This is a genomic window from Estrella lausannensis, assembly GCF_900000175.1.
Classification (GTDB): Bacteria; Chlamydiota; Chlamydiia; order Chlamydiales; family Criblamydiaceae; genus Estrella; species Estrella lausannensis.
In genome coordinates this window covers 17,459-34,125 of sequence record NZ_CWGJ01000012.1, presented here as the reverse complement: position 1 = coordinate 34,125, position 16,667 = coordinate 17,459, and the positions used below count along the sequence as shown (strand labels likewise).

Here is a 16,667-nt window from a genome sequence, read left to right as displayed (position 1 = left end):
GAGCGGTCTAGTTAGAATTTGACGATCATCTCGCCACCAAAGTAGCCTGAAGAGTCGAGTTTGAAGTGTTTAGGGTGGTGGTTCAGTTTGTCGGAGATGCGCAGCTTACCGCCGAGCGTCCAGCCGCCATGGAGGTTGGCCTCTATGTACGGATCCCAAAGATAGGTAACGCTCAGCTCTGTACCAGAATTGCGGTAGGCTACCAGTGCACGGGGCAGGGGTTCATCTTCTCCGACGCGATGCCGCACATCGAAAAAGCGCATCGCTAGGGCGGCTTTCCAGTTGCAGTCATAGGTATAAACTAAGCTGATGTTGGTTGGGAAGACGGCGTTCAACATCCAGTCGTCTGCAAATTTCCAGTCGAAACCCACGATAGGATAGATCCGGTCGATCCGCATGCCGGTCTCCATGAAAAATCCTGCGTGTAAGTTGAAATTGCAGCTCCACTCGTATTTTCCCCACAAGAGCAGGTCATAGTTGGTGTAGCGTCCAAAATCGTAGTGTTCGATATCGCCATTGATCGCGATTTGCCCTTGCCACACCCAATCCTTTAAGCGATTGCTGTAAAAGCGGAGTGCCAGGGAGGCAGTGTCAAAGTTGTCTTGGTCGAAGTAGGGGTTTTCGTCCCAGTCGATTTTCTGATGCGAGTAACCGACCGCTAGAAACAGGGCTTCGCGGTTGCAGATGCTGTAGAGCACAACAGCTCCGGCTTCCCCGCCGATGCTGGAAAATTGCACATCTTGCCCTTTGTATCCTTTTTTATTGATATCTGCTTTTCCGACGACATCGAAGTTTCCAACCAGTCGGAATGCTCCTGCTTGCTGATCGGGTTTGATCATCTGCTCTTGTGAGTAGATATCATCTTCAAATTCAGAAAGCAGAGGGCTGCTGATCAGCATTAATGCGGCAGAGAAGTGTTTAATTAGGTTTTTTCTCACGTGTGACTCCATTGCTTGTGATGCGAACTGGCAAATGGGTATTTTTAAAAAAAAGAGGCGATAAGGTCAAGAGGATGTTTTTAAAGAGGAAGAGGGGGGGAGGAAAAAGAAACGGGCATCGCGATGGATGCCCGTTTCAGAGGTGAATTAAGAGTTAGAAGAAAGCTTAAGCTGCGACAAGTTCCTCTTTTTCGCTGCCGGGACCTTCATCTTTTGCAAAAAGGCTTTTGTTCAGCTGGACTAGTGCAACGAACCAGATGACAAACATGACAGCCGAGGCGCAAGCCAGATACGGTGTCAAAGTGACAGTCGTCGCAAACGGGAAGATTGTCTGGAGGACTGTCAATGTCAGAGCGCCGCCCGATTTACCCATACGTCCGCCGGCTACGTCCACAGCAGCCTTTCCTTTGGTTTTAATTTCCGGGTCAAGCGGGATATAGGCCATCTCTTTCGTTGCATCGAACAAGGAGTACTTAGATGCCTTAGTGACAGCTCCCTGCCAGAACCCGACCTGTACTGCCAGTGCGACAGCAGAGACAGAAACTCCGAAGAGAGTGAACAGAGGAAGTCCGGTTTCTTTGTTTGCTTCCCCATACATCACAGACCCGAAGAAAAGAACGGATGTGACGATGAGCGTCAGAGGCACGATCGAAGCCGCTTGCAGCCAGCTGAACTTTCTCAGAATGTTGCCACCTAAGATCATCAAAGCCAGCGTGATAACGCCTGTTGTAGTAGAAAACTCTCCCATGTAGGCCTGGAATAGGTTTTTGTCGCCGTTAGCGTAAATTTTGAGCTGTCCTTTCCAAAGAACGTCGATGTAGTTGATCGTAACACCGTAGCAAAGCACTAACAAGGCAATGCAGAGCAGTTCTTTTGACTGGGCAACCAGCTTGAAGCTTTCTATCATCGTCGGCTTTTTGCCTTTTTTCTTGGTGGCGGACTGATCTTTGCCCTGCGTATCGAGTGTAGGGATGATGTTTTTGTTTACCCACCAGTACAGGAAAGTGGTAATGATTCCTGACGCAACAACGATCCCCATCAGGAGGTAGAGGCTGGCCTGGAAGCTTTCAACACCTGCGATGATGGAGTCTCCCGCTCTTGAAAGTCCAGAGACGATGAGGCCCGCGGATACGAGTCCGATGTTTCCGACGAACCCAAACAGAGGGTAGAATCGTTTTGCTTCTGTCGTTTTAGTGATTTCGTTGGCAAATTGCCAAAACATCAGAGAGAGCATGACGCTTCCCCACAGTTCAGCCAGAATGTAGAAAAGACTGTAGCTCCATGTGCCGCCCATTGCTATGAACCACTTCAGGTAAGGCATCTGCGCCTGCAGATCTGTAACAGTGTCATGGGAGGGGTGAAGAGTCTCGGAGTTGGGGTAGATGAAAAAGGCAAAAAGACCAAAGAACGTGATAAAGGGGATGATGGTCATGTAGAAGATGCGCTCCCTGGAGAAGATGTTGGTCAGCTTCGCGTAGAGCAGCATGAAGAGAATTGCCGCTGGAGTTGTGCCGTATAGCTTCAAGAAGGAAATAATTCCTTCGTCCTGTCCTTTGGCGTTGACGACAAGAGCGTCTTTAACGTTTCTTAAAATGGTGTAGTTTAGGAGGATGAAGAGCATCATCAAAGCCATCGGCAAGCACTTCTTGATCTCGTGGCTATAAATTGGAAATAAAAATGCCCTTATCTTAGAGAATTCTTGGGGTTTTTGTTCCATCACATGTTCCTTGTATTAAATTAAAGCAGAATTAGAATTATAAACATTACCTTAATTAATGTAAATTAAAAAAAGATTTGAATAAGTTACAAGGAAGCGGCGGCGAAGAAAGCGCTGCTGAGGGGTGGTGAAATTGTGACACGCCCTAGGTAGCTAGCAGGAATAAAATGAGGGGGATTTATACCGAAAGTAACCAAGATTTTGGATACTTTCGGTATAAAAAAGTGAAGGTATCGGCCTTAATTGGGCATTTTGCTGCCAACGGGTTGCTTTTGAATTGAACCCCGGCAGAAGCGTTCAAGATTAATCAAGTTTTTAAGCTTACGGTTCTGTTTATTTTACTAAAGCCTCTTCTTTGGCAAGTTCCAGTACACGTTTCATCACCTGATAGGTTTCCGATAACTCGTAATTGGAACCTAAATTGGTCTTGATTTCCCCCAGCAACGGCTTTAGTTCGGCGACCTTTTCTTTAGGAGTGAGGAAATCGAAATTTTTAAAGAGAAGTCGGGCTCTTCGCTCCAGATGAAATGGGTAGAGCGGATCTTGCAGCCAATCATAACCTTCAAGAAATTGATTCGCTTCATCTAGCAGAGTGCTTAGAGTGGCGGTATTTTTTGAACTCAGATCGGATTCAAGGACTTTTTCGATTCCCTTTAAGAGGTCTATCAAGGGGATTCTCTCAAGATGTCCTAAGACCCATTGGTAGAATAGGGCTTTCACTTCAGGATGGGAGGATTTTGCTTGCTGTAGCACATTTTGGAGCGTCTCGAAAATACACTCCAGAGTGTTCCACTCGAAAGGGTTTTCGCGCTGGAATTGATCGAGGAAAGGGTTTTGTATTTCTTTAGTCGTCCACAGGTCAAGAGGTACTGCTTCATTAAAAAAGAGGTAAAGCAGAGCGGTTGGGTTGGTTAGGGGAAATACGTAGCGATTCTGTAGAGCGGCACTGGAGTGAATTCTGGAGAGTGACTCTTCAGAGTTCCTGGAATTTGCTATCATCATGAAATCGGCAATCGTCTCTGCACGCCAATTGTGCCCGGTTTTCCCCCTAAAAAATTCAAGCATATCGGTTTTGTTCAGGAGGATCTGCTTTCCGAATGCAAGGTGCGTCATTGTGATGCCATAATCCCAGACAATCGCCTCGTCTTTCTTGATTGGTTTTGTCGCAATCAGATAGGAGTGCAGCGACCCTTCAAAGTGGTAGGAGGCAATTAAGGCATTGGGAAATCCGCTATTTGCGAAGCGGCTTTCGTTTCCTGCGTCCTTTGAATCAAATTCCTGTGTTGCGTACGCATACTTTCTGGAATTGGTGAGGTAAGCTTCTTTAAAGCCTGTGGGCTTCACCAATTCTGTGCGAAGACCTGTGTATTCTGAAATGATCTCTCCTTCCCTGATAGCTTGCATTGCCACAAGTTCTTTTGCGTTGTCAATTTCTGCTAATTCAGCACTGTTTCTGACGAGCAGGCGAGGAGGGGCTTTACGGAATCGAGCCACAAGATTCGGAAAAGCCTTTTGAATGGGTTCTTGGGTGTCGAGCCACAGCCGATGAACCATTTCCGGTGCGTAGAGGGGAGTGTCGGTGTGGGTAAATCCTGGGGGGAAAAGCCGCTCTTTTTCATGTGCGGTAAGATCGATTGCCCTCTTCACCTCACTGGAGAGGGGATCTTCAAAAAATAGGGTGTCCGTGGAGTTTAATACCCTGACTCTTCCGCACAAGGGGAGGAGGTGCTCGGCGGTTCCTCCGGACAGTGTTTTCAATGAGGGATCGGCACCCTGTTCGAGAAAGTATCGATAAAGATGCTCCGAAGTCAGGGCAGCCATATGGAGGGGGGTGAAGCCGAACGCATCTTGTTGATTGAGCATTTGCCGTCTTTCGCGGTTGTCTTTTGCGTGAGAGAGAAGCCTCTCTACTGCCGCTTGATTGGCTTTCATTGCAGCAATATGCAAAGGGGTCAAGTTGTGATTTAAGGGGTCTTTGTGGAAAAGCCGCGCACGATTTTCTGTATTCAACTTCGTGATATAAGCCGCAACGGTCTTTTCGGGCTGGTTTAGCGCAAGGAGGAAGTGCAGGGCAAACGCGGTGCGATCCTTGTATTGTGACTGCGGGTAGAGGCTGTTCCAAAAGCTTAGGTTTGTAAAGGGTGTGTTTCCAGTGGGTTGTATTACTAAATTAGCCATGACTTATTCACTTTCCTGTATTAGTATGAATTTTAATAAAAATCACAAGGTAGTCTCTTTCTATTTAAAGAAAAAAAGAAACATCTCGTACGGAATTGTCTATTTTGTTTAAAAATTAGCTAGACTATAACAAAGGAGTGATTAATTGAGGTATACCGAAACAACTTGAAGAATTGGGGATTTGGTCAGGAGGGCCTTAAGAATTTTTGTCCGGAGCGAGCGACCATTGCCGATAGGCAAGGCGCGAGTGAGAACGAAGATTCTTAAGTAAACCCAACGAAGCCAAAGACCAATTCTTCAAGTTGTTTCGGTATATATCGAAAGTATCTCAAAATTTGAGGTTTTGGTTTTGAGATACTTTCTTTGAATCTAAACTTTCCCAGTAAGCAGCCATCTCGGGAGAGAGGTATCTGGCAAAGCTTTTATAGAGGATGTGAAAGGACATATAGATTTCCGTGTCTATAAATGCGACTTTGTTGTCGTAGGAGAAAGGAATATTGTGGGGTACGAGGCAATCGGAAAGCCCCAGCTTACTGACCAAAAAATAGAGGCGGTCAAGCAACTTCTCTGTCACGAGGGGCCCCTTCCACGCAGCTAAATTTTCGTCCTCGGATAAAATCTTCATATTCTCCTCGACCAGAATAAACCGGACTGCGCCAAAAATCGAGGGTGGAGCGGGCTCTTTGGGGAGAGGGAAGATCCATTTTCGAGGCACTTTGAAGCTGTCATCCCATTTCATCTCATGGATCACAGCGCCAATCAATTCAGCACCCCGGATCCGCGCCAGCCAATGGACGTGATCTTCCCGTTTCTTGATCTGCTTTTGCGAGTCGAAATAGAGTTTAAAGAAGAGTGTAGGCATTGTGGGGTGTGTGGCTGTTGTTACCTTGGTGTAGGGCTGTGTTTTGATGGAGGTGAATCCTGCTTTTTTTAAAGCTTCGCTATTGAGGGTGGCGCGTTTTTTTTGGAAGATTTTAAGGAGTATCGAAGAAGCTGGATTATCCTCAGGAAGAAAGTAGGGGGATGTTTCTTTCCAAATCCTTTCAGAAACGTTGGAGGGCTTTTCATAAGCTGTCAGGGGAGTGAGTAAAATTGAAAGAAGTAGCACTATCAATTTGCACAGTCTCAGGGGGCGGCTCATGAATAAACTTCCTGTTTTCATTCTATAGTGAAAGTGTCTCAAAATCCCAAATTTTGAGATACTTTGGGTATAACTGAGGGTAAGGCAAACGAGGTAGACGCTAGCACATGTGCCGAAAAGCGTTCAAATTTTTTTAGCTTAGGCAGACCAAAAGAATGAATACATTCTCTTAAGAAAGACCGTTCAGGGGAACCTGATAACACAAGAAGCGCGAACTTTTCCTGTTTGCATTTGATGAAATGCCTCGTTGATCTCACTGAGGCGGTATGACTCCGTGAAAGTTTTGACAGGTAGCTTTTTGGCAATCTCAAGAAATTCAGCGCTCTCTTTACGTGTGAGATTGGCGACAGACTTCAGCGATTTTTCCTCAAAAATCACGCGATAGGGAAAAGAGGGGATATCGCTCATATGAATCCCGGCTAAAATTACCGCTCCTCCTTTACGCACTCTCATGAGCGCTTTAGGCACTAAATCGCCGAGTGGAGCGAAAATGATGATGGCGTCGAGAGGTTCTGGCGGAAAATCGTCAGAAGTCCCTGTCCAGGATGCTCCCAGCTCTTGGGCATCGATGGCTTTTTGCTTGCCTTCGGGCTTGACGAAAGCAAAAACACGTCTTCCTTCGCTGATGGCTACTTGGATGAGCAGGTGCGCTGATGCTCCAAAGCCAAAAAAACCGATCGTACGCACTTCTTTGCACATTTTATAGGCCCGATAGCCAATCAGCCCCGGGCAAAGTAGGGGAGCTAGCTTTACCGCTTCAATGTCTTGGGGTAGAGGGAAGGCAAAATCCTCATGCACCTTGGCAAATTCAGCGAGGCCGCCATGGATGGAATATCCTGTCAGCTCGGGGGTGTCGCATAAGTTTTCCAGATTGTTTTGACAAAAGTAGCAATTGGCACATGTTTTACCAAGCCACCCGACTCCCACTCTCTCACCTTTTTTGAAACGGCTCTTTGAGGACGATTCTTTGACGATACCGACGATCTGGTGGCCTGGGATCAAAGGGGTGTGCGGTGGGATAAGCTCACCTTGTAAAATATGCAGGTCTGTCCGGCAAAGGCCGCATGCTTCCACTTGGAGCAACAATTCCCCGTCCTTGATCGTGGGTATAGGCATCTCTCTTACTTGTAGCGGTTTGCCTGGTGTTTCAAAGATGGCAGCTTGCATCTCTCCACTCCTCTTTAGGTAATGGGCTAAAATATGAAAGTGCTTCTAAACCCGAAGCGGTAAATAGGAAATTTCAAACGAGAAACTCAAAGAGAGCTGATAAGTGATGAGAGGAAGGATGTAAAGATTTTTTTATAAATAGAGGCCTGCCTGGCTAGAAACCAGGCAGGAGAGCAGGGTGTTAAACTTGTGGGGCTTCTTTCTTCTTCGGCGTAAGGAACTCTTCCGGCATTGCCCAGGGGCCAATCCTTCTTCCTTCGTCAGAATTTCTGAACGCTTCTACCTTGCGCTGCCATTTGCGCATAGCCAGCGGGTGCTGGACCATGACGGGCTTGAAGATATTGAAGAAGTTGTGGGTAAACCCGTCAAATTCATCTCCATAAGTTTCCCTGACTTTAGGGTCTACGGCATGGATGGAGAGCAGCCTTCCCACTGTGAGGCCAAGCACAAAATCAAAGAGATAGGTGATGACGACTCGAATGACTTTGGGTACGATTGCCTTCCAGAGCCAGTTCACTGTTTTACCGAAGAAGCTTTTACCTATGAAAGTCGCTCCCGTCATTTCGCTGTTGATCTTGACTCCAATCTTGGAGGCCTGATGGACCACGTGGCCCTGACATGTCAATCCGGTCATGACGCTGAAAGGGACGCCGTTTTTATTCATTTTGTTGAGATTGCCTTTGATTTCCTCAAACTGCTCTTCCGTGATGGGGATTTGCGTGGCGAGCATATGGTGCTCTTTCTTCTCCAGCGACTCGAAACCATCCGGACATTCAGGGGCGCCGTTCAGCATCATAGTGCTGCGCTGCTTAAGGCCCTGCCATACGGTGATATCCGGGCGCACTACGCCCCAAGAGTAGACATCGCCATCTTTTGTGCGGAGACGCAGCCAGCAGTGGTCTCCAGTAAAATGCGGTGTTTTCTCCTCTTTATCAAGAAGCGAAGTGACGATTTCATAAACATACTGATCGCCCCATGTGCTCGGATCTTCTTGGGTATGGGCAAAAAGTTCTTTTACATTGTGTTGAGCCCAAGGCATGATACCCTGCTTGATGATGCAGCAGTTAGGCATCTTCTTCGAGTAGGGATCGACCAAGGGCTTGTTTTCTTCATCATTTTTTGTCATTAGTTCGCTGAACTTAATTCCCTGCCCTTCGTAAAATACGCCAGGTTCTCCGTCGATCACGGGAAGCACGTGTTCGTAGCGGTAAGCCTTATGATGCCAGTGGTTGGCTGTGATGAACTTTTCAAACTCGGGGTTAGCCTTGAGGATTTCGGGAGTGATGGAACCGCCGAGCCTCATTGACATGACGCATCTTTTGAGTACGCCTACGGCTTCTTTGTCTTCTGCCGATGCGTGCTTGCCGATCGCCGTTTCTATTTTTTTGATCAATTTGCCGGCATCGTACACCTCATCATATACCGCATCATTCTTCATCGGATGCACTTTGTTTTGGAGATCCCCGGCAGCCATTTTGAAGGCGTGATTAAGCTTTTTGACGGCCTTTTGAAATAGCTTGGCCGATTCCGTTTCCTTTTTGGAATCCGTTGCAACCAAGGTGTCGAGATGCCATCTGGCACCTGTGTGCGTTAATGTGAGAGGGTACATCATCACTATTATCTCCTTATTATTAAACTAAAGCGCATTCGGCTTCCCAATTTTTAACCGGCAGGTCAAAGCGGTAATGGACGAATTTCGATTTCTGCCAAGAATTGGGTTTTTTGCCGTGGATTTTACTGAAATTTTGCTGAAGAACGGCTCCCACCTGAGGCAGGTTGCGCCCTTTTTTCTCGCTGTTTTTTGCCTTGTTTAGCGCGGTCTTCAGGTCGGTTAGAAAGTCTTTTTCGTCTCTGTTTTCGATGCCGTAACCGAGCGTGATGGTTTGACGCATGTTATCTTCTTCCCAGGCCATCAGGGCTGTTCTGTTGTCGAAAATCGTGGTAAGGCCTTTGACCAAAGCTTCGAGCGTTGTAGAGCCACCCGGCTTTGTGTAGAGCACATCTGCCAGGTCGAAGTAGCGGCTTATGGCAGCCTCTCCGATGAAGAAAGGGGTATTCTTCGTCTTTGTGGCAGGATCTTGAGCGACTTCGATCGTGATGTTGGGGTTGGACCCTTTATAAAACTTGCCGTGCTTGACCAGCTTACCATTTTTGACTTCCTCTTCAAAATGCTCACCGAAAGTTTTATTGGCGCCGGCGATAACCACGAGATGCATCTTGTCTTGGATGCTCATGTCAGCCGCTAGTTTTTCGGGATAGTCGATCGACTGGCCAAAGCCCCCGCCCATGAAAAGGATGGTGGAAGTGTTTTCGTCGATCCCTCTTTCTTCACGCATCTGTTCGAGAGTTTCAGCATCGGTCTTTTGGTAGAAGAGCGGACGGACAGCACCGGAAGTGACGACGATATCACCTGGCTTCACGGGCGATGCCGAGTCTAGAGTGGATTGGGTGTTGTTAGCTACCATGATCTGGAACATCGGATGTGTTGGAGGCAAGCTTCCGAATGCCTCATCCATTTTGGCGTTAAAGTCAGTCGCGAAGTGGGTTGTGGGCAGTCCCATTTCTTCTGCCACTTCCAGGATGCTGTTGAGATCCATGTGGTAGAAAGTCATCAGGTGATCTGGCATTTCCATCAGCAGGCGTTTTCTTAGCAGCTCCTTCTCTGGGGTGTCGCTTGGAAAGCTGGGTCTTTCCTTAGGAGCACCCGTGAAGAGGCTGGCTATTTTCGAGAAGACTTTACTGATGAATAGATAAAGTCTCGGAATCCAGTACCATTGCTTTTGTAGGATATAGGCGAAGGCATCCGACTTTTTCCACTCCTTACCGAGCATTTTCCCAAACTTGTGGAAGCCGCAAAGAGGCTTTAATATATCATCCGGACCGTCTGCGACTGTGAAGTGGGCATTTTCACTGCCAAGCATTTTAGCGACTGCCGCCGTGGGGGCTTTGTGGCCGGATCCGAAACTGCATGTGAAACCCATTACGATCGGTTTTTTTGTGGTAGCGTTTGGAGATCCTTTTTCCGATAACTTGAGCGCGGCGATATCGGCAATCAGCGCCTCACGTTTAATCTCCAATCTTTTTAATTTGGAAGAGTGCAGGTTTACTCCGGTATCGGATTTCTCTACGGTGGGGTTTAAGCTCTCGCTTGCCAGCTGCTCAATCTTTCCTTCGAGAGCCTTCAATTTCTTCTCGAGGACGATACGTCCTTTTTTAATGTCGACGACTTGCTTGGGGAATAGTCCATTTGGTTTGCCGGCTTGATCGTTCTGGAGATCTTCGGCAGTGTACGCGTGATGGCATCCGCACAGTTCGTGGTTTGATTCACAGACTCCACCCTGTCCCTCCAGCTTCGAAAGCTGGTCGTTGATATGGGTTAACTTTCTGCGGATCAGTCCGACAGCCGATCTGAACTGGTAGTCAAAAGAGGGAGGCAGAATTAAATCAGCTCCAACCGATGAGGTCAATTGAGTAGCGCCCTCTTTGAGAGTGTTTTTGATCTCATGGATGTACCCTGCAAGTTGGTCTTCGGTCGCGGTGAGAGTTGTCAGCTCGCACTCGATGACGGAAAGTTTTGTGTAGATGTTCTGGTAATAAAAAAGCGGAGCTAAGTGGTTGGCAAGAGACTGAATTCCTTTTCGTGAATCGATTGCGACTAATACATCCCACATCTCCTTGTAGAAATAATAGCCAATGTTGGGCCCCTGCTCTTTGGCGTTTTTTAGCTTGTGGGCAACGCATTTTTTTAAGGCCTCAATGAATGCCGGACCGTCGTTTTCATCAATTAATGATTTAAGTTGTTCACACTCTCCTGATGTGAGCTCTCCTCTCTGATGAAGAGAGTCGATCCAGCTCTTGGTTAAAGGAATGGAGCGCAGATTTGAAATTGTCAGGTACAAATCCTTTAGTTCTTTTGCCGACTGCCTGGAGTCTTGCAGGTAGCGCTGCGATCTTTCAAAAGCTGCTTGAACCTTGGGTTTTTGGGCAGGATCAATCTGGGTAAGGAGGTTGCCTTTTTCCTTGCACGCCTTATAAAAGTTGAGGATTTGGTAGTGCTCTTTAATTTTTTTCAGAGCCTCAGAGATGTGTCCTTTCTCTACTTTGGCGACAATCTCCTCCTTTACGGAAGCATCGGGAAAGTCTTTAGCTGGCAGACGGTTGACAAATGCTTGGGTAGCGGATAGGGCATCGTGGCCCTTGGCGACAGCTTTGATGACCGGTTCGAGTTCTTCCGGGCCGAAGAAACCATACCACTTCAACTTTTCAAGTTCTTCCAAGGCTTGTGTTTTCTCTTTCTGATTTTGCCAATGCATAATCATCTTCACCACAAGCGGGATCACGGTAATGGTCATGGTGATCAAGGCAATTGTTTTGCCGAGAGAGTGGATAAAGCCGGAGTTTTGCTCGGATGTAAGGGAAGAAGGGGTGGTTTCGGTGTTGTTTTCAAGAACTTGTGCTTCAGGGAGAATATGGCTTCTTTTGTCATCGAACGAGGAGGGAGAGAGGAGTTTGTACTGATCGATGCTGTGATTATTTTTGAAATAGATAGTCATTTAACCACCTGGATATTTTTATTGAATTTTGATTTGTTACATCTATTCTAAACTGTTTGTGTAAAGAGGGTATTAAGAATTATTAAAAATAAATTGATTGGGGATTCTAAGATTGAAAAGGAGTATGGATTAAAACCGGCTTTCCCGGCAAAAGAAAAAAGTAAAGAAAGGGATTGAACGGCCTTATCAAATTTTTTTATGGATGGAACGCGGTGGGCCATCCCTCCACAGTGGGTCTTTTTCGGTATCAGACAATCCATTGCGGGGATGTTCCCCAAGAAAAAACAAGGAGCCCCTTTGCGTCCTTTCATAGAAAAAAATTGTCAAGATGTGTACAAGGAAAGATTTTTGAAATGAGCCTATACTGCAAGTGCGTCGAAATTTGGGATTTTGACAAACAGAGACCTGCCCCGCGATTGAAGGTTTGTAAGTTACTCTATATTTCTAATATTAGGTGATTTGCAATCTTTTAACTAGGGGGCTTTTTCTTTGCCGCGCACCCAATTTTGAGACACTTTTGGCATAACCTGACGTTCTCAAAGGTGCGGACATGAGACGATTTATAACATACCTGTTGCTGGCGATGCTGATGGCGTTTTCGGCGGAACCCTCTTTCTCAGTAACCCCTGTGCACGAGGGCTTAATCGGAGCGATTGGAGAGGGGATTGTCCCGGCATCTGTTAGGGAAAGGCCGCCGGGGCTTCCTCGTGAGCTGCGACCAGAAAAGGGGAGCGATTTTGATGAAAATGCCATTTGGCTTAGCGGCTACTGGATATGGGATCCGGAAAAAAACTCCTATGCCTTCGTAAAGGGGATCTATCGGGTCCCACCCCCAGGGATGAAGTGGCAACCTCCCAGGTGGATCGAAAGGGGAGGATATTGGATCAGGCTTAAAGGGTATTGGCACCCCATCGATCGATCGCTGGCGAGACTTCAGCAAACGCCTTCTCTCTGCAAAGTGGAGGAAAAACCAACCGATTCCCCGCTAAGCCCCTGCCTTTACGCGCCCGGATTCTGGGTCAGGGATCTGCAAGGCGGTCTGAAGCGCTCCATTCCCGGGAGGTGGGTCGTTCTTGAAAAAGATCGAACCTACACTCCGGCTGATTTTGTCTTCGACGGGGAGGGGTTTATCTTGGTTCCGCCCTACTTTGATCTGCCGCTTGAGAAAAGGTTTGCGGTAAAAGCAGGTGAAGGCAATAGCACTAATTTGGACGCGCTCCTCGTTGAGTTGTTTCTCTCCTATCCGGATTATCAGTTTTTCTTGCAGGAGCACTTTGTCCGCAATCCCGCGTATTGGCTGTTGAAGGGGAGCGTTCCTTCGTGGTGGCTTTGGAAAGGAAGTACTTTGCTCAGCCGTACGGAGAGCTGGTGGCTATTTTGGTGGTGGACCCATCCCGGCTTTCCTCAGCCGGAGTGGATTAATCCTGAGCTGGCCGCTAAAATTTACCCACCGTCAACTGCTTTGGTCGAAACGATGCAGCGCAAGACCCCGCCTTCAATCGTGATGAGCTGGGGGGCGGCGGAACTTGACGATTTGCTACGGGTAATCAACAGCCATCGACACAATTTCATCAACTTCATCCCCGATAGCGAAGATGTAAAAATCGCTCTTGCCGGTCTCGAGCCAGAGTCTCCAGATCAGGTTCATCCGCTTCAGCCGGAAGGAAAGCATCCCTATCTTTCTTTGACAGGCAACTCATGGCCGCGTTTCAATAGGACAGAGGACAGCAGCAGGGCCTTTTTGTTCAGTGGAAAATTCCTCCCCTTTGGGGTGGAGGAAGCTCGTTGAACAACTCGCTGCATTAAAAGTTGCAGGAAGAGTCCTGTGCCGGTTGGTGTATACCGAAAGTGTCTCAAAACCCCAATTTTCGAGATACTTTCGGTATAGCTTGAAACGGCGCAAATCACGTATGATATACCGAAAGTGTCATGGAATTTGGTTTTTGGCAAAGAGAAAGCTCTCGCAATTGAAAGCTTTTATCTTTTTAATGCTAGGTTGTTTAAGGTCTTGATTCCGAGGCTTTCCTTAAGCCCTGATGCTAAATCTAGCAACACTTTCCCTACAGTCCAGCACAATCTGCGATATTAGGCGGGGAGTGCCTTTTAAATTTTTGATAATGGATATGAGAGCTTATGAACAGAAAGCCCCGTTTTAGAGAAAATGTCAAACCGGCAAGAATCCACTTCTCGGGAAGTTTGGTGATTGGGAACAGGGCTGTCAGAGAGGTGCTTTCCTATAAACCGAAAGCGGTAGCTCATCTTTACTTTGCTAAAAAAGAGGATGGCCTAGAAGAGGACATGCTTAAAATCGCACGAGATCATCAGATTCAGCTGCACAAGGTTTCCAAGGATGAACTGACCTCGTTGGCAGGAACGGACTCTCACCAAGGGATCGCTGCTGCGATGAGGGGCTCGTCGCAGATTTCGCTGGATGAATTCATGCGTAAGCACGAGAGCAAGGACAGAACTCTGCTGGTTGCTCTAGACTCCATTTACGATCCGCAAAACTTGGGTGCGATCATGCGCGCGGCCGAATGCTTTGGGGCAGCGGGGGTGATGTGGTCAAAAAACAGAGGAGTCGATTTGACGCCTTCGGCTACAAAAGCCAGTGCCGGCGCCTGCGAACTGCTCGATGTCGTCAAGGTGTCCAACCTGGTTCAGGCAGTTCAGGAGTTAAAAGAGGATGGGTTTGAGGTTGTGGCCGCCGATGCGTCCTCTGACGCAGGCTCCTTGACGGATTTCATATTCCCACCCAAGTGCATATTGCTCCTAGGTTCCGAAGGCGAGGGGATACGGCCCCTGCTGCTTAAGCAGGCTGACCACCGTGTCTTCATTCCAATGTTAGGTAAAATCGCGTCGCTTAATGTTTCCCAAGCAGGAGCTGTCATGCTTTCTTGGTGGGCTCGCGGAGCTTAAGCCGCAGGGGCCGAAATGAACTCCTGATCCCTTTTTGAGTTCATTTCGGCCTGTTTTGAAATCGCTTCAATATTTGCTTTTTGAATGTGCGGGCCTTCTGTGGCTTGTTTTACCCATTCAAATTCAATTGTTTATTCCGTATCCACTATTTACTTTCCAATAAATGAGAAAGGGAGAATATTCAAGTTAAGGCGAAGTATCTCAATATTTGTCATGGGGGCTTTTTCGTTGCCAAAAGCCAATTTTTGAGACACTTTCGGTTTATAGGCCCACTTAGGACAGGAAGTATCTTTCACATTTTACCAATACGTAGCTCAACGCAACGATCTGAATCAGCACACGCGATACAGCCAAAAAATAACTGCACGGCGTCTTAAAAGATGAAGTGCAAAAGAAGACTTCAGTGACTTTGTCAGGAGGGATTCATGCTGGATCTGCCCAAAAAAAGAGTTGCCTTATCGCTGCTGGTTGCAGCCGTATTTTTCAGCCTTTTCCCCTTAGAAAACTCCTTGGCTCTGGGAATGCAGAAGAGGGCAGGAACTCCTACTTTGGAAGGAGATGCTGTCTTTAAACTGCAAAAGTCGCGCCATCTTATCTATCTGGAAAAAGACGAACAGTATTGATTGACCTTTTCAGAAATCCTGAGAGAGTCTCAAAGCGTTTCAGAGAGCAGGCGCTGTATGACGAGCATTTTCCAATATTGCTGCGTTTCCCTGTCCAAGTAAGCGCTGAACTCTAAAAACCTGGGGGGAAGATGGGGATATTCTGTATCGATAAAAGCAAATTTGCCCCCTTTTGTTTTCCAGATATTATCAGGACGATAGCTCTGCCCTCCCTCCGATAGCATAATTTCCAGAAGCTCCCTGAGGGCCTCTTTCGGGATGGTAAGCCACGCTTCTTTGTTTTCGGCGCTGGAGACAAGATCCATTTTTTCTTCGATCAAAAGAGCGTGGACGCGTTGGCTTGTCGTGTTAGCAATCGGGTAGAGCCACTTATGTGGGACGGTGAAGTGCTTGTAGTGATTTTTAGAGATGCATTTGCGGATCTTGTTTGCCAGAGCGCACCGTCTGGAGAGCCACACCCAGTCCGCAGTGCCGCTTTTATTGACTGGGTAGCAGTCTAGGTATGTTTTGATGATCATATCAGGCAGAGCAATATGGCTGGCTATGACTATTTTATTCTTAAGGATCGGGAGCAGGGGAGTAAATCCGGCCTGGATAAAGGCGTCTGGAGATTCTACTGCGCGCGAAGTGAAAAAGATAGCGTCCAGCGTTTTTCGTGCTGCCGATTCGTAAGGCAGCAGGTGACGCCTGATGGCTAGTTCTTCCGGATGGGAGATATGGGGATTGTCTCCAAGATCATTATAAAGAATCCCTTTTTCGAAATACTGATGAGAAGATGCCTCCTCGCGGAGCGACTGTATGCATCTCCAGATGGAGCTTGCGAGTAAATCCCAATCATGGTTTAACAGCTCAGGTGAAAGCAGGTTGTTGACGGATTCGATCACTTTACAGAGGGCTTTTTGCGCTGGCTCATCGGCTGAGGGTAAGAGGGCTTGGCACACGGAGAGGGTCTGACGGACTTCGGTTTCCAGGATGTGGTTGTCAAACTCCGTATCATTGGTGGAAGGGTGCTGCATCTCGATGAGCAAAAGAACCTTGAACAACTGCTTTGAAACGACTTGGTTGCTGGTGACGGTCAGTTCTTGCTTTAGCTGCTCTGTTTGAGTGAATGCAGGGTGTGCTAAAGAGCAGCAAAAGATTAAAAAGGGCAGAGCCTGGCAGAAAAAACTCTTTTTCATGGGTGGTTTTCCTATCGGTACACTCGGCTCACAGGCCTGAATACGGTTTACAGGGAGCTTTGAAAACCAGTATTCTATGAAATAAGGGCCTTTTTTGGAAAAGTTTAGAAGATATCGCTCGAAAAGCGTGAGTTCCCATTGATGTCGAGTCTTGTTCAAAGCCTTAATGCAAAATTTAAGGCTCTTTCGTTTATAGGGCAATTCAGCGGTAAAGCATACTGATTTGAGTTTAAATGCAGTCTCTAAGACACAGGAG

At 47.2% G+C, this 16,667-nt stretch carries 11 protein-coding genes; 3 read left to right on the top strand and 8 right to left on the bottom strand.

What is annotated here, in order from left to right:
* Window positions 1-11: 11 nt before the first annotated feature.
* From ELAC_RS05170 to ELAC_RS05140, 7 genes are all read right to left on the bottom strand, one after another.
* Window positions 12-938, bottom strand: coding sequence for a DUF6268 family outer membrane beta-barrel protein (locus tag ELAC_RS05170; RefSeq protein ID WP_098038225.1), 927 nt, complete (start codon window positions 936-938; stop codon window positions 12-14).
* 166 nt (window positions 939-1,104) lie between these two features.
* Window positions 1,105-2,655, bottom strand: a complete 1,551-nt coding sequence (locus ELAC_RS05165) for an Npt1/Npt2 family nucleotide transporter (protein WP_098038224.1) — start codon at window positions 2,653-2,655, stop codon at window positions 1,105-1,107.
* Between the two features lie 333 nt (window positions 2,656-2,988).
* Window positions 2,989-4,833: an ankyrin repeat domain-containing protein gene (locus tag ELAC_RS05160; RefSeq protein ID WP_098038223.1), complete on the bottom strand. Its 1,845-nt coding sequence runs from the start codon at window positions 4,831-4,833 to the stop codon at window positions 2,989-2,991.
* A gap of 328 nt (window positions 4,834-5,161) precedes the next feature.
* A complete protein-coding gene (locus ELAC_RS05155) occupies window positions 5,162-5,974 on the bottom strand; it encodes a hypothetical protein (protein ID WP_098038222.1) in 813 nt (270 codons plus the stop codon).
* Between the two features lie 183 nt (window positions 5,975-6,157).
* A complete protein-coding gene (locus ELAC_RS05150; RefSeq protein ID WP_098038221.1) occupies window positions 6,158-7,141 on the bottom strand; it encodes a zinc-dependent alcohol dehydrogenase family protein in 984 nt (327 codons plus the stop codon).
* Window positions 7,142-7,322: 181 nt separating this feature from the next.
* Entirely contained in the window at window positions 7,323-8,753 is a 1,431-nt protein-coding gene (locus ELAC_RS05145) for a hypothetical protein (RefSeq protein WP_098038220.1), read from the bottom strand.
* 19 nt (window positions 8,754-8,772) lie between these two features.
* Entirely contained in the window at window positions 8,773-11,694 is a 2,922-nt protein-coding gene (locus ELAC_RS05140; protein WP_098038219.1) for a glycosyltransferase family protein, read from the bottom strand.
* Window positions 11,695-12,244: 550 nt separating this feature from the next.
* Here ELAC_RS05140 and ELAC_RS05135 point away from each other — a divergent pair.
* From ELAC_RS05135 to ELAC_RS05125, 3 genes are all read left to right on the top strand, one after another.
* On the top strand, window positions 12,245-13,483 hold the full coding sequence (locus tag ELAC_RS05135; protein ID WP_098038218.1) for a hypothetical protein: 1,239 nt from the start codon (window positions 12,245-12,247) through the stop codon (window positions 13,481-13,483).
* Between the two features lie 344 nt (window positions 13,484-13,827).
* Window positions 13,828-14,610: a 23S rRNA (guanosine(2251)-2'-O)-methyltransferase RlmB gene (rlmB, locus tag ELAC_RS05130; protein WP_098038217.1), complete on the top strand. Its 783-nt coding sequence runs from the start codon at window positions 13,828-13,830 to the stop codon at window positions 14,608-14,610.
* A 425-nt stretch (window positions 14,611-15,035) separates the two neighbouring features.
* Window positions 15,036-15,233 carry a hypothetical protein gene (locus ELAC_RS05125; protein WP_098038216.1) on the top strand — a complete coding sequence of 66 codons (198 nt, stop codon included), beginning with the start codon at window positions 15,036-15,038 and terminating at the stop codon, window positions 15,231-15,233.
* Window positions 15,234-15,262: 29 nt separating this feature from the next.
* Here ELAC_RS05125 and ELAC_RS05120 read toward each other — a convergent pair whose 3' ends face one another.
* Window positions 15,263-16,411 carry a hypothetical protein gene (locus ELAC_RS05120; RefSeq protein WP_098038215.1) on the bottom strand — a complete coding sequence of 383 codons (1,149 nt, stop codon included), beginning with the start codon at window positions 16,409-16,411 and terminating at the stop codon, window positions 15,263-15,265.
* Between the last annotated feature and the right edge of the window lie 256 nt (window positions 16,412-16,667).

What these genes read in the sequence shown, in the direction of transcription:
- ELAC_RS05165 (WP_098038224.1), bottom strand. Translation starts at nt 2,655, where the DNA reads ATGGAACAAAAACCCCAAGAATTCTCTAAGATAAGGGCATTTTTATTT.
- ELAC_RS05160 (WP_098038223.1), bottom strand. Translation starts at nt 4,833, where the DNA reads ATGGCTAATTTAGTAATACAACCCACTGGAAACACACCCTTTACAAAC.
- ELAC_RS05155 (WP_098038222.1), bottom strand. Translation starts at nt 5,974, where the DNA reads ATGAGCCGCCCCCTGAGACTGTGCAAATTGATAGTGCTACTTCTTTCA.
- ELAC_RS05150 (WP_098038221.1), bottom strand. Translation starts at nt 7,141, where the DNA reads ATGCAAGCTGCCATCTTTGAAACACCAGGCAAACCGCTACAAGTAAGA.
- ELAC_RS05145 (WP_098038220.1), bottom strand. Translation starts at nt 8,753, where the DNA reads ATGATGTACCCTCTCACATTAACGCACACAGGTGCCAGATGGCATCTC.
- ELAC_RS05140 (WP_098038219.1), bottom strand. Translation starts at nt 11,694, where the DNA reads ATGACTATCTATTTCAAAAATAATCACAGCATCGATCAGTACAAACTC.
- ELAC_RS05135 (WP_098038218.1), top strand. Translation starts at nt 12,245, where the DNA reads ATGAGACGATTTATAACATACCTGTTGCTGGCGATGCTGATGGCGTTT.
- rlmB (WP_098038217.1), top strand. Translation starts at nt 13,828, where the DNA reads ATGAACAGAAAGCCCCGTTTTAGAGAAAATGTCAAACCGGCAAGAATC.
- ELAC_RS05125 (WP_098038216.1), top strand. Translation starts at nt 15,036, where the DNA reads ATGCTGGATCTGCCCAAAAAAAGAGTTGCCTTATCGCTGCTGGTTGCA.
- ELAC_RS05120 (WP_098038215.1), bottom strand. Translation starts at nt 16,411, where the DNA reads ATGAAAAAGAGTTTTTTCTGCCAGGCTCTGCCCTTTTTAATCTTTTGC.